The sequence below is a fragment of the Mucilaginibacter panaciglaebae genome (assembly GCF_039539265.1).
GTDB classification, from domain to species: domain Bacteria; phylum Bacteroidota; class Bacteroidia; order Sphingobacteriales; family Sphingobacteriaceae; genus Mucilaginibacter; species Mucilaginibacter panaciglaebae.
Genome location: NZ_BAABCV010000015.1, coordinates 1 through 13,374, shown reverse-complemented (window position 1 = coordinate 13,374; position 13,374 = coordinate 1). Strand labels below are relative to the sequence as shown.

At 46.0% G+C, this 13,374-nt stretch carries 9 protein-coding genes; 4 read left to right on the top strand and 5 right to left on the bottom strand.

Going from position 1 to position 13,374, the window contains the following annotated elements; all coding sequences use genetic code 11:
- Positions 1 to 98: 98 nt before the first annotated feature.
- The 3 genes from ABD772_RS16640 to ABD772_RS16630 all read right to left on the bottom strand — a co-directional run bounded on the left by ABD772_RS16640 (position 99) and on the right by ABD772_RS16630 (position 6,459).
- Positions 99 to 1,520, bottom strand: coding sequence for a rubredoxin (locus tag ABD772_RS16640; RefSeq protein ID WP_345107056.1), 1,422 nt, complete (start codon positions 1,518 to 1,520; stop codon positions 99 to 101).
- Positions 1,517 to 5,038 carry a molybdopterin-dependent oxidoreductase gene (locus ABD772_RS16635; protein ID WP_345107054.1) on the bottom strand — a complete coding sequence of 1,174 codons (3,522 nt, stop codon included), beginning with the start codon at positions 5,036 to 5,038 and terminating at the stop codon, positions 1,517 to 1,519. Before ABD772_RS16635 ends, ABD772_RS16640 begins: the two co-directional genes overlap by 4 nt.
- A 128-nt stretch (positions 5,039 to 5,166) precedes the next feature.
- On the bottom strand, positions 5,167 to 6,459 hold the full coding sequence (locus ABD772_RS16630) for an MFS transporter (protein WP_345107052.1): 1,293 nt from the start codon (positions 6,457 to 6,459) through the stop codon (positions 5,167 to 5,169).
- 635 nt (positions 6,460 to 7,094) lie between these two features.
- On the opposite strand from ABD772_RS16630, the gene ABD772_RS16625 reads away from it, so the two are divergent.
- Entirely contained in the window at positions 7,095 to 7,787 is a 693-nt protein-coding gene (locus ABD772_RS16625; protein WP_345107049.1) for a Crp/Fnr family transcriptional regulator, read from the top strand.
- Here ABD772_RS16625 and nirD read toward each other — a convergent pair.
- Both nirD and nirB read right to left on the bottom strand, forming a co-directional pair.
- The gene (gene nirD, locus ABD772_RS16620) at positions 7,784 to 8,128 is read right to left on the bottom strand and encodes a nitrite reductase small subunit NirD (protein ID WP_345107046.1); all 345 of its coding nucleotides are present in this window, start codon (positions 8,126 to 8,128) and stop codon (positions 7,784 to 7,786) included. The genes ABD772_RS16625 and nirD overlap by 4 nt on opposite strands.
- A gap of 20 nt (positions 8,129 to 8,148) precedes the next feature.
- Entirely contained in the window at positions 8,149 to 10,641 is a 2,493-nt protein-coding gene (gene nirB, locus ABD772_RS16615) for a nitrite reductase large subunit NirB (RefSeq protein WP_345107043.1), read from the bottom strand.
- A 280-nt stretch (positions 10,642 to 10,921) separates the two neighbouring features.
- On the opposite strand from nirB, the gene cobA reads away from it, so the two are divergent.
- From cobA to ABD772_RS16600, 3 genes are read left to right on the top strand one after another with little or no spacing between them, the layout of a single operon-like run.
- Positions 10,922 to 11,650, top strand: coding sequence for a uroporphyrinogen-III C-methyltransferase (gene cobA, locus ABD772_RS16610; RefSeq protein WP_345107041.1), 729 nt, complete (start codon positions 10,922 to 10,924; stop codon positions 11,648 to 11,650).
- A 10-nt stretch (positions 11,651 to 11,660) separates the two neighbouring features.
- Positions 11,661 to 12,011: a DUF7009 family protein gene (locus ABD772_RS16605; protein ID WP_345107038.1), complete on the top strand. Its 351-nt coding sequence runs from the start codon at positions 11,661 to 11,663 to the stop codon at positions 12,009 to 12,011.
- A 19-nt stretch (positions 12,012 to 12,030) separates the two neighbouring features.
- The gene (locus tag ABD772_RS16600; protein WP_345107036.1) at positions 12,031 to 13,176 is read left to right on the top strand and encodes a sialidase family protein; all 1,146 of its coding nucleotides are present in this window, start codon (positions 12,031 to 12,033) and stop codon (positions 13,174 to 13,176) included.
- Positions 13,177 to 13,374: the final 198 nt, after the last annotated feature.

The following is a 13,374-nucleotide window of genomic DNA, read 5'->3' as shown; positions in this document are numbered from 1 at the left end:
ATAATTTGCTTCGATTGTCATTATTCTGCATCCTGGTATCCGATATTGTCCTTAACTTAAGAGAGTGCCCCCGGCGAGCCAGCTGATCGTGGGGATAATCACGCGGATACCAGACTAAAATCAGACATCGGGGCCTCGCAAACCGGACAGGCATAATGGAGTAGTGATGTAAATTCTGTGCCTTTTTCGATGTTATTGGCCGGGTCGCCATAAGCTTTGTCGTAACGTGTCAGGCAGCAGTTGCACTGGTATAGCATGGGGCGTTCGTGTTCGGCAGGCGCTTCGGGCACGGCAATTGCCGGCAGCGTGTTGCTTTGCGCATCATAAAACGAATGGCATAAGGCAATCAGATGCTTACTCAAGTCGCGGGGATTTACCTGACCGCGATAAATAAGTTCATCTTTCAGGTTAGGATTAAAATCGCGGGTGTGTAAGATGTCGTATGTTCCCGCAGCGTGTTTACGCAGGACGATAGAACCTTGCAGCCCTGTTTTGGGCTGCGTTTTTATTGCGAAGCAAAGCTGATAGGTACGCAGGTCGGCCTCTTCAAACTCGCGTACCAGTTGCTGCTTGAGCGCCAGGCCTTCGGGGCAGATATCTTCGATCTGCCAGTTCAGCTCGTTTGCCGCATGGCGGATGTTTAGATGATACTTGCTCAAGATCAATCCCCATTGCCCACGGTCGGCTTGCTCAATACCTTTGATTATGATGGATTTCCAGGGCGTGGTATAGATTTGGCCGATACGCGATTTCAGGCACAGCAAGCAGGTATCTTTTAAAAAATCCAACGGAAACAACTCATTACGCCGGTAAATACCCAGCCAGTATTTATTGCCGTACTTGTTAAACCCTTCATAAAAAGGCAGGTAAAAGTCAGGCAATTTGAGCGGCTCTGTAACTGGTCTGAAAGCGAGATTGAGGGTGGATTTAAGGATGTCATGAAACAGCTTTTCATCAATTTGGGCACAGCCGTAAAACAATTCTTTTTGCTTTAAAATGGTCTTTTCTATCGCCCGCGCCAACACGGGGATATCCTCAGAATAAACCAGTGATGGCAGGCAATATAATTGATCTGTTTTAGGGAAACGGATGTAGGCGAACCAATAATTATTGGTGCCCGACGCTATAAAATTGATGTTGCCGCTAAAAAAAGATACAAAGGTTTGATTGTTGTCCACCAGGTTGACTTTAAGCATTGGTTGGTAGTCAAAAGCATCGAAAATGTCTTTATAAACCCCTTCGCGCAGCCAGCCCTCCTGGTGATTAAAAATACTGTCCGTAACATACGAGCTGATAACGTTGGGATGCTGATCTGTATTCACTTCATAGGCTATCTCAGATTTTAGCATATCCAGCTCCAGATCTTCCAGGCTATCCAAGTCAATCTCAAAATACAACTGCTGCCGGTTGCCAAAGCGTATGGTCGAAGCTCCTGCGCTCCCGGCTATGAGTAGTATCTCGTAAAGATCGCCCGCAGATATGAAACCACCGGGCAGGTTAATCTTGATCAGGTGTTTCATGCGCTTTTTACCTCCGGTAAATTGGCTAGTGTTTCTTCTAAAATACGTTTCACCTCTGGGCGGCACGATCCGCAGCCCATGCCCGCGCCGCTGGCTGCGCATAGGTCTTGCAGGTTGTCGCAGCGCTCTGTAATTTTTTGGCGGATGTTTTCGCTGCCTACGTTATTGCAGCTGCACACCAGTTTGCCCAGAACCGGGTCGGCCTTGTTGCCGCTGCGCAGTAGCTGCAGGCGCTTCTCGCTCAACTCGGTCTGGTTGGCTATCAGGTCGCGAAATTCCAGGAATTCGCTCTTGTCACCGATCAATATGGCGCCCACCAGTCTGTCCTGGGTGATGATGCATTTCTTATAATAGCGCTTGGCTTTGTCTGTAAAAACAACCTCCTCGTAATTGTCATCGTCCGGGCATTCAGAGAGGCCGATACTGCATAAGTCAAACCCATGAATCTTGATGATATTCATAAACAGGCTGCCCTTATAGTAGCTGGCAATGTCGCCGTTCATATAGGTGGCTACCACATGAGCCTGCTGCTCGGCAGCGGCGGTGATGCCGTAAAGGGTGCCGTTAAATTCGGCTATCTCGCCAATGGCGTAAATGCCAGGGTCGCTGGTTTGCAGGCGCTCGTTAACAATAACGCCGCGACGGCATTCCAGCCCGCAATCTTTGGCCAGCTCATAATTTGGCGTGGTGCCAATAGCCAGGATCATGGCATCGCAATTAATTTTTCGCCCGCTTTTAAGGCCGATACCGGATAGTTTTGATCTGCCATAAAACAGCTGGATCTCGTCATCATAATAAATATCGCAACCCTGATCAACCATTTCCTCATGCAGCAGCTGGCTGCCTAAGGCGTCTAATTGCCGGTTTAAAAACCTTGAGGTTCGTTGGATAATGGTAATCCGCTTGCCAATCTCGCGAAGCGAGGCTGCCATTTCCAGGCCCAACAAACCACCGCCTACTATCACTACATGGCCGTCTGCCGGTATGTGTTTTTTAAAACTGTCGGCATCATTGCGGTTGCGCATGGTAAAAATGCCCGGAAGCGCGGGTACGTTTTTGGGAACCGCCGCCCTGCTGCCCGTAGCAATTAACAAAACATCGTAAGGCGTTTTAATGCCACGCGAATCTGTTACCGTTTTGTTAGCCCGATCAATCTTTTCAACACTTACGCCGCGCAGCATTTTAATCTTGTATCGGGGTTCTTCCTCGTCTTTCATTTTCACCAGCTGCTCCCATTGCTGCTCGCCGCTGATGTAGTCGGGCAGCATAACACGGTTATAAAAAGGATAGTTTTCTTTGCTGAAAATGGTGATCTCGTCGTCCCGGTTCAACTCGCGATACGACTTGACAAAACCATAAGCCCCGGCCCCCGCGCCAATCACTACAATGCGCTGAAACGGCTTTTTAAATTTGGCGACGTTTACGGCACAGTATTTAAAATCAGGTTCTTTAGAGATTGGATCGACGAGGTCGCTGGTTACATTGTTGGCGCGGTTCAAATCACTACCCAAAATCTTACCCCAATGCATCGGCAAAAAGATCATGCCCCTTTTTATTTGTGTCGATATTTTGGCCTTTACCTGTACTGAACCCCGACGCGAAGTAATAACGGTAACATCGCCCTCGTTAATTTTTAGTTGTTCCGCATCTGCGGGATGTATTTCGACAAATGCCTGCGCATAATGCTGATTAAGCTTATTCACTTTGCCGGTTTTGCTCATGGTATGCCATTGGTCGCGGATGCGGCCGGTAGTGAGGATGAACGGAAAGTCGATGTCTGGCTGCTCGCTGGCCAACGTATCAGGTACCGGGTGAATGATGGCTTTTTGAGATGGTGTATAAAATTTCCGGTCGGTGAACAAACGCGGCGTACCCTGTGGGGGGCTTTTCTTTTTGTATGGCCATTGCACCGTTTTGCGCTCTTTCAAAATGTCATAACTCAGTCCGCTGATATCAATATTAGTTTTGGCGGTAAGTTTGGCGTGTTCAGCATAAATGGCGGCGTTATCTTTAAAATCAAAGCCCATATAACCCATTTTACGCGCAAAGCGGCAAATGATCTCTGCATCAGGTAAGGCTTCGCCGGGTGCATCCAACACTTTATTCAGGTAGCTGATGCGACGCTCAGAATTGGTCATGGTACCTTCCTTCTCGGCCCAGGCTGCGGCGGGTAAGATCACATCAGCATATTCTAAACATTGCGATTTATTAGTAATTTCCTGCACCACCACAAATTTAGCTTTCTTCAAAGCCTCCTCCACCAAACGCACATTGGGCATGCTGGTAAGCGGATTGGTGCACATGATCCAGATGGCTTTCAAGCCGCCATCATCTAATGCCTTAAACATTTCGGTAGCCGACAATCCCGGCCTGGGGTTGATGCTTGTGCCGCCCCAGAACTTTTGCACTTCTTCACGATGTGCAGGGTTGCTCAAATCACGATGAGCAGGCAGCAGGTTAGCCAATCCGCCCACCTCGCGTCCGCCCATGGCATTTGGCTGGCCAGTAAGCGACAGCGGCCCTGAACCGGGCTTGCCGATATGCCCGGTTATTAAATTCAGATTAATGAGGCTCAGATTTTTATTCACACCTACGGCGCTTTGGTTAAGGCCCATGGTCCACATGGTAATAAAGCCTTCGGCCTCACCGATATATTGTGCCGCCAGGCGGATATCAGTTTCGCTGACGCCGCAAATACGGGCGGCTTCAGCGGCTGTTTTTTCAAAAACCAGTTTGCTATAAGCCTCAAAGCCCTCGGCATAATTGGTCACAAAATCCAGGTCAATATCGCCGTTTTCAATCAGTACACGCCCGATAGCATGATTCAAAGTGATATCGGTGCCGGGGTTTATTTGCAGATGCAAGTCGGCTACGCTCACCGTGTCGGTCGCACGCGGGTCCACCACAATAATTTTAACATTGGGGTTGGCGGCTTTGTGCGCTTCTACACGTCGCCATAAAATGGGGTGACACCAGGCCGGGTTGGCTCCGGTTACATAAAACAGATCTGCCAGCTCTATATCGTCATAGCATAGCGGAACAGCATCTTCGCCCAAAGCCAACTTATAGGCCGCTACCGCGCTGCTCATACACAGGCGTGAGTTGGTATCGATATTATTGCTGCCAATAAAACCTTTGATGAGCTTATTGACTACATAGTACTCCTCGGTAAGGCATTGCCCCGAAGCATAAAAGGCTACCGAATCGGGGCCATATTTACTAATGAAGGTTTTAAAAACCGCGGCAGTTCTATCTAATGCCTCATCCCAGCTCGCGCGCTGCATTGGCATGTTTTTATTGTACCGCATTTGCGGATAGAGCAGGCGGTCGGTCTTGTCGTTTACGGTATGATGCAGGTTAAGGCCTTTGCTGCATAATGCGCCTTTATTTACCGGATGACCTTTATTTCCCTCCAGGCTGACCGTGCCATTCTTTTCTTTATTTAAAAGCACACCACACCCAACCCCGCAATAACAGCAGGTGGTGCTTAGTTGGGTGTCAGTGTGCTTTTTTGCCATTGTTGTTTTTTGTTGGATGATTATTTAAAAGAGTTTGTCATTTCGAGCGTAGCGAGAAATCTATACACTGCTTAGAATTGCGCGTGTATAGATTTCTCCCGTTGGTCGAAATGACGGGGCGGGATTGTTTATACCGCCCCTGCCAATTTGCTATCCACAGCAACATCCCCCGCGGGTTGTTTCTGAAAACGGGTTATCAGTACAATTACTGAAACAGCTATCACCGTATAGCCGATATAAGTAAATGCCTCTACATAAGTGATGGTAGATGACTTGAACAAGAAGCCAAACAGCATGCCGCCCAGATTGCCGCCTGCGCCGACAATACCGCTTACCAAGCCTACATTTTTGGTGTTGACAAATGGCACAATACCGTAAGTTGCGCCGTTAGACATTTTCAGGAACAGGGCAAAAGTCAGCATACAAATAATGGCCATCATCAAAGAACCGGCCTGCGCAAATAAGATCAATCCGGCGCCCTCTAACAGCAGTACGCCTGCTAATAGTAAACCTTTGCCACGCATGCCAAATTTCCTGCCCGCTTTATCAGAAGCAATACCACCCAAAGCGCGGGCAAACAGGTTCATAAAACCAAATATCCCTGCCCAAAAACCGGCAGCACTTTGGTTCAGATGAAACGTATCTACAAAGTGCAGTGACGCCACATTATCAAATGTTAGCTCTATGCCAAAGCAGGCGGCGTAGGCCATTGCTAAAGCCCAGATGCGCCAGTCGGACAGTGCAGACCAATCTGTTTTACCGTTTTTGGCTTTGGTGTAACCTATCTCTCCGTAATTGCCTTCGGGAGTATCCTTAGTAAACTTGTAGTATACAAAGGCAATAATCAGCATCATTACACCCGGAATCACCATGGCGTAGCGCCAGGCTTCCGCATTGGTATAACCAAACCCGACAATGGCGGCAAATATTAATGGCATCACCATGTTGGTTACGCCGCCGCCCAAGTTACCCCAACCGCCGGTTATCGCATTTGCAGTGCCTTTGATATTCGGTGCAAACATCATTGATGTATGGAACTGCGTGATAACGAATGATGCACCAATTACGCCTATTGCCAAACGAAACAACACGAAGCTGGTATAATCATGTGCCAGGCCTACCAGGAAAACCGGTATCGAACCAATTAATAATAAGCGTACCGCCGTTTTACGCGGCCCCCATACATCGCAAAGTTTTCCTATCAAAAGGCGGGCAATGATAGTTGCCGCTACTGACGCGATAATAGTGTTACCTACCTGAGTTTTGGTTAAATGTAGCTCGGCGCGGATGGTAGGCATCAACGGCGCCAGGCCAAACCAGCCAAAGAAGCAAACAAAGAACATTAACCAGGTGATATGAAAAGTGCGCATCTGCACACCTTTTAATGAAAATATATTGAGTTTGGTAAGTTGATTTTTCATCAATACAGGAGTTTATTGTTATTGACCGGAATTGATGTAACAGATAAGCTTACACAGCGCAAGTATATATTAGCGGAGAGCCAACATTGATGAAAAAAAGGCTGTGTTTTTGTGTTTTTTGCCAAAAAGCATGACGTACACCATAGAATTAACGCAATTATGCGTTGGTTTAATTCATTTTTGTACATTTGAGTTGGTTTTTTTTGTTAAAGCGATTAAAACTGTCTGCCTTGCCTGGGAATGCGACCTCCCGGCAAGGTTTTTTATTTTATTATTCCTGGTTTTCCTTCATTTTTTGTCTTTTTAAAATATTGCGGCCTTTTATAGGTGTAAATATATCTGATTTAATGGTATATTTTAAATTTAATTAACTTTTGCGGCGATTTTTATGATTTATTTAATCAATTACTTGATTTATTAATAAACATTTAAGGATATAATTATAAAAATTGCTGTAAATGCGATTTTTATAAAATTTTATGTTTTATTTTTCGATAAATTCGTTGGTAATTATGTTTTATATCGCCAATTTTCATTAAAAAGATGACTTGAAATCTATAATTACCGAAAATTTATGTAATTAATTGTTAATAAATTGACTATAATTGTGTTTTCAACTGATCTTGTCGTATAAAATGAAAAAAATAACCCTAATTGAAGATATAGAAACCTGTTTTTTGTGTAAAAATTGTTTAAAGGAGTGGCTTCCGGCAATTTTGGCGCATAAAAAGAATTATAAAGTAAAACGAAGTGAAGTTATTTTTAACGAAGGCGACCCGGTTAAAGGTGTTTTCTTTGTGAATAGCGGCGTTGTGAAGGTCCACAAACGTTGGGGCGCCGAAAAAGAGTTGATTTTAAGGTTTGCGAGTTCCGGTATGATCTTTGGCCACCGGGCCTTAGGTGGCGATGGTATTTATTCCATATCGGCAACCGCAATACAAGAAGGGATTGTTAGTTATGTGGATATGGATTTCTTTGAAACAACTTTGAGAGTAAATGCTGACTTTGCTTACAAGCTGTTAATGTTCCTGGCGTATGATCTGCGGGTATCCGAGCGGAAAACCCGTAATCTGGCGCACATGCCGGTAAAGGGCCGGGTTGCAGAAGCGCTGATTAATCTGAAGGATCAATTTGGACTGACTGCGGAGGGCTTTATTAATATTGAACTGAGCCGCCAGGATTTAGCGTCGTTCGCTGGCGCTACTTATGAAACCGTTTTCCGGGTGATCAGCGAACTGACGCAGGACGACCTGCTGGAGCTTTCAGGCAAGAGCATCAAAATTGCCAATTATGACAAGCTCCTTAAACTTACCGAAGAAGCTGCTTAAAGATTGATATATACCTTTCCATCTTCCACGCGTACACTGTACGTCTTTATAGATAATTCTTCGTTTGTTAAGCATTCGCCGGTTAATAGCGAAAAGGTGTTTTTATGAAAAGGGCACGCTACTTTGGGTTCGCAGCTTGCGCCGGTGCTGCCTATCATCCCCCTCGATAGCACCATTTGTTGTTTGTGCGGACAAAGGTTTTGCGTAGCAAACCATTCGCCGCGACGAGTAAAGTTAAATATTGCAATTTGCTCATCGCCTAATTTTACACAGGCACCGCCGTTTTCGGGGATATCGCTGGTGCGGCAAGCCAACACCCAGTTGTCTATTAATGTTTCCATGTCAAAATCTTAATTGTTGATTACCATGTCGCTTTAACCTGATCGCGCATCGGTTCAAATTGTACGCTCGGGTCTTTTTCTTCGGGTGCGTTTACAAAGTGGCTGAAACGTTTGCGTAGGTCAGGGTCTTCAATAACCTCTTTCCACTCGCAATGATAAGTGTTTACCAAAGCCTGCATTTCTTCGTCAAGCTGTTTGCAGATATCCAGGCTGTCATTGATCACCACGTTTTTCAGGTAGGCCAGGCCGCCGTCCATTTTATTTAGCCAGGTTGCTGTGCGCGACAATGGTTCGGCGGTCTTGATGTAAAACATCAGGAACCGGTCCAGGTATTTTACCAGTGTTTCTTTGTCAATATCGCCGGCGAACAGTTCGGCATGTTGTGGTTTAGAGCCGCCGTTGCCGCATACATACAGGTTCCAGCCTTTTTCTGTAGCGATGATACCAAAGTCCTTGGATTTTGCCTCGGCGCATTCGCGGATACAGCCACTCACGCCGCCCTTTAATTTATGCGGTGCGCGAATGCCTTTGTAGCGATCTTCAATCTCAATAGCAAATGACACACTATCGTGCAAACCAAACCTGCACCACGTGCTGCCTACACAGCTTTTTACCGTACGCAGCGCTTTGCCATAGGCATGGCCGCTTTCAAATCCGGCTTCAATAAGTTCTTCCCAGATAGCAGGCAGGTCGTTCAAATGCGCACCAAACATATCAATACGCTGCCCCCCGGTGATCTTGGTGTATAAATTATAGCGCTTAGCAACCTGGCCGATAACGATTAATTTATCCGGAGTGATCTCGCCGCCCGGTATGCGCGGAACCACAGAGTAAGTCCCGCCTTTTTGTATGTTAGCCAAAAAGCGGTCATTGCTGTCCTGTATTGTGTCCTGCTTAACAATTACATCATTCCAAAGGCTTGACAGGATGCTCGCCACCGCAGGTTTGCATACCTCGCAGCCATCGCCATGGCCAAAATGGTCGAGCGCAAGGTCATAGTTTTTGACATTGTTGATCTTGATCAGATCAAAAAGCTCCTGGCGCGAATAATCGAAATGCTCACAAATAACATTTTTAATGTATTGACCATTGGCTTTCATGGTGCCTGCGATCAAATCCTTAACTAATGGAACGCAGCCGCCGCAGCCCGTGCCCGCTTTGGTGCATTTTTTTATGCCTTCGATGCCGGTAATGCCCAGATCGGTGACTGACGAACAAATAGCAGCTTTGTTAACTGCCTCGCACGAGCAGATCAGTGCGTCATCGGGTAAATTCATCACGCCTGCGCCTTCACTCTCGGCGCCCCCTCTTGAACCCAGGATCAAATCCTCCGGATTTGGCGGCAATACCAATTTATTATTGACCGTTTGCAGCAGCATATTATAAGCGTCGGCATCGCCAATTAAAACGCCGCCTAGCAGGTACTGGCCGTCGGTGGTGATGTTAATGCGTTTATAAATGCCTTTATGGGTGTCTTCGAAAACAATGGTGCGGCAGTCGGGCTCGGTGATAAAGGCGTCGCCAAAGCTGGCTACGTCAACGCCGATCAGCTTGAGCCTGGTGCTCATGTCGAAACTGTAAAACAGCTTGCTGCCCCCGGTAAGCTGCGAAACCACCACGTCGGCCATTTCATAGCCGGGCGCGACCAGCCCATAGATCATACCCTCATATAAAGCACATTCGCCGATAGCGAAAATGCTTTCGTCGCTGGTTTGCATTTTGTCATTTACTACAATGCCGCCGCGAGTGCCTGTTTCCAGCCCGGACAGTTTAGCCAGCTCGTCGCGCGGGCGGATGCCTGCTGATATAACCAGCATATCTACCTGCAAGGTGGTATCATCATTAAAATGCAATGCTTCTATGTTGTTGGTGCCACCTATGTGCGAGGTGCTTTTATTGAGGTGGATGTTTAATCCAAGCGCTTTTAGTTTAGAGCTCAGCATCTCGCTGCCGGCCGAGTCGATCTGTCGTGGCATTAATCGTGGGGCAAACTCGATAACATGGGTGTCTTTAATGCCCAAGTCGATGAGTGCTTTTGCCGCCTCAAGCCCTAAAAGGCCACCGCCCATTACTGCCCCGGTGCGTGCTGTTGCAGCATAAGCCTTGATTAGGTCCAGATCTTCAATAGTGCGGTATACAAAGACGCCCTCTTTTTCAACGCCCGGAATGTCAGGCACAAAAGCTGACGATCCGGTGGCTAAAATCAGGTAATCATATTGTATACTTACACCTAATAAAGAATGGACGGTTTTATTACGTCGGTCAATCTCCTGGATTGGGTCGCCCAGGCGCAGCATAATGCCCTGTTCTTCGTACCATGAGCGGGCAGACATGGAAAGATCGTCGCCGGTTTTGCCGTTGAAATATTCGCTAAGGTGAACTCTGTCGTACGCATGGCGTGGTTCTTCGCCAAATACGATAATGTTGTAGTCTGGCGTTTTGGCCACAAGCTTCTCGCAAAACTTGTAGCCCACCATGCCATTGCCAACTACTATGACGGTGGGTTTTGTCATAACGGTTTTTTTATTTGTTAAAGCCTCTTTATTAAATAAATACAAGTAAGTGCGACCAGAATTGTATTTACAATAGCAAGTTTAGATAAAAGAAATAAGAAAATCAAAAAATATTGCTATATTAGTCATAATAATAGGGTTAAAATTGAGTAATCAGCGATAATTAATGTGATTTTAATCGTATGAAAATTAAAAAATCCACATTTAATCAGACATTTATTAAGAATATAGTCGATTTGCCATTTTAAAATCAGCTATTTTTAAGAATACACTAAAAATAATGCCTAATACGTTAAAAAAACCTGTATTATATGTTGTAGGTGCTGGTCCTGGCGACCCGGAATTGATAACTATAAAAGGTTATCGCCTTTTGCAAGAGGCAAAAGTGGTACTTTATGATAATTTGGCGAATAAAGAGTTGCTTAATTTGACCCCGAAAGATTGCGAACACATTTATGTAGGTAAACAACCTTATGGCGCTTATACCACCCAGGAGGAAATTCATAACCTTATTAAACACTTCGCCTTTGAAAAAGGCAGTGTGATCAGGTTAAAGGGCGGCGATCCTTTTATTTTCGGCCGGGGGTTTGAGGAAATGCTGTTTGCGCGCGAACAGGGCATCGATACCTATTATATACCGGGCATTACCAGTATGCAGGCATCCGGACTGGAAGATATCCCACTTACGCATCGTGCCATTAGCGAGGGTATCTGGGTGGTTACGGGCACAAAAAAAGACGGGACACTATCAGGCGATTTAAAACTGGCTATGCAAAGCAATGCCACCGTAGTAATATATATGGGAATGAAACAACTGGGGTCTATTTCGGCAACATATGCAGATGCGGGGCATGGCGATACGCCTGCGGCGATTATTCAACACGCATCATTGCCACAACAAAAGTCTGTTAAAGGCTTGGTAAAAGATCTGGTAGCAATGGCCGAAAGCAAACAATTAAAGCATCCTGCTATTATTATTATTGGCGGAGTAACCAACCTGGCCGTTTAAGAGGGTTTTTATGAAGATAAGAATTAAAGGTAATTCGGTACGCTACCGGTTAACCAGAACCGATGTGGATCAGTTTAACAAAGCATATTATTTAGCAGAGAGCACAAACTTTGGCAATAAGCAATTGATCTGCGCGCTGGAAGCCAAAGAACAGGATGCAGTTACCGCGTCCTTTATCGACAACAAAGTAACCGTGACGGTGCCGGTTGCTAAAGCGGAGGAGTTGGCTAAAACCGATACCGTTGGATTTGACGGAAAGGACGGCGAACTATACCTGCTGATAGAAAAGGATTTTCAATGTCTGGACGATGTTGCAGAAGACCAGAGCGATAATTACCCAAACCCGCTGGCAGCAAAATAAGTATATTGCATTTATGAAAATGCAATGGTTTAAATACCTATCGATATTGCTGTTGATTGCACACGCTGCTTTTGGCACGGCCGGGCATCCCACAAAAAAAATTCCTGGCGATATCCCGCTCAATTATATCTATAAACCGGGCGATGCTGGTTATAGCTGCTTTCGTATTCCGGCGATGATCGTCACCAAAAAAGGGACGCTGCTGGCTTTTGCCGAAGGACGCAAGAATGATTGTGGCGATTCAGGCGATATTGACCTTGTCCTCCGACGATCTGACAATGGCGGCAAAACCTGGAGCCCCATACAGGTAGTTTGGAGCGACTCGACCAATACTTGCGGTAACCCGGTGCCGGTACAGGATATAAACATGGACAAAATTTTACTCATCAGCACCTGGAACAACGGCCAGGATCATGAAAAACAAATCCGCACGCAGACAGGCAAAGACGGGCGGCGCGTTTTTGTTCTATCATCTGTTAATGACGGGAAATCATGGTCGGCACCAAAAGAGATCACCCGGGATGTAAAGCGCCCCGATTGGACCTGGTATGCCACCGGCCCGTGCCACGGCCTGCAAATAGCGAACGGTAAATTTAAGGGCCGGTTGGTGGTTCCGGTAAATCATGTAGAGTTATCAACCAATAAAAACTTTGTACATATTATTTATTCGGATGACCATGGCTCGACATGGAAGCTGGGGAATAATACACCTCAGGATAAAGCCAATGAGGTTACTGTAGCTGAACTTAACGGCGGTAACCTCATGCTCAATATCCGAAATGCCGATCGTAAAAAGCATACCCGCCTGTACACCACCAGCGCCGACGGCGGCCAAACCTGGGCCGATCTGCAAACGGATACAGCCCTGATTGAGCCGGTGTGTCAGGGCAGCTTGTTAAACTTTTCGCTTTCAAAAAATAAAACAATCTTACTGTTTAGTAACCCGGCTAATATGAAAAAGCGGGCTAACTTAACGCTTCGCGCGAGTTTGGATGACGGCAAGACATGGCCATATGAACAAGCGATCTTTACCGGGCCGGCAGCTTATAGCGATATTGCGATTTATAAAAAGCAGGTGGCTTGTTTGTATGAGGCTGGCAACGATAAGGCTTATGATGGAATTGCGTTTAAACTGGTGGGGTTGAAAGATTTGTTGGGTAAATAAAAATGGTGATTGCGAGGCGGAACGACGAAGCAACCGCGCGCTTACTGTCCTTCTTGCGATTGCCGCGCTAGGCTCGCAATGAACTGTGTTTAAAAGCAAATATAATTTGAATAATTTTCGTTGTATTTTGTTTTTTGTGTAGCGATAGCAAAAGCCTGTTTAATTAACTTGTTTGCTACTGCGATTAAAGCCAGTTTT

Excerpts from the sequence above, each read along its gene's own strand:
- nirD (WP_345107046.1), bottom strand. The coding sequence starts at position 8,128 with ATGGAAACATTAATAGACAACTGGGTGTTGGCTTGCCGCACCAGCGAT.
- ABD772_RS16635 (WP_345107054.1), bottom strand. The coding sequence starts at position 5,038 with ATGGCAAAAAAGCACACTGACACCCAACTAAGCACCACCTGCTGTTAT.
- ABD772_RS16630 (WP_345107052.1), bottom strand. The coding sequence starts at position 6,459 with ATGAAAAATCAACTTACCAAACTCAATATATTTTCATTAAAAGGTGTG.
- ABD772_RS16600 (WP_345107036.1), top strand. The coding sequence starts at position 12,031 with ATGCAATGGTTTAAATACCTATCGATATTGCTGTTGATTGCACACGCT.
- cobA (WP_345107041.1), top strand. The coding sequence starts at position 10,922 with ATGCCTAATACGTTAAAAAAACCTGTATTATATGTTGTAGGTGCTGGT.
- ABD772_RS16605 (WP_345107038.1), top strand. The coding sequence starts at position 11,661 with ATGAAGATAAGAATTAAAGGTAATTCGGTACGCTACCGGTTAACCAGA.
- ABD772_RS16625 (WP_345107049.1), top strand. The coding sequence starts at position 7,095 with ATGAAAAAAATAACCCTAATTGAAGATATAGAAACCTGTTTTTTGTGT.
- nirB (WP_345107043.1), bottom strand. The coding sequence starts at position 10,641 with ATGACAAAACCCACCGTCATAGTAGTTGGCAATGGCATGGTGGGCTAC.
- ABD772_RS16640 (WP_345107056.1), bottom strand. The coding sequence starts at position 1,520 with ATGAAACACCTGATCAAGATTAACCTGCCCGGTGGTTTCATATCTGCG.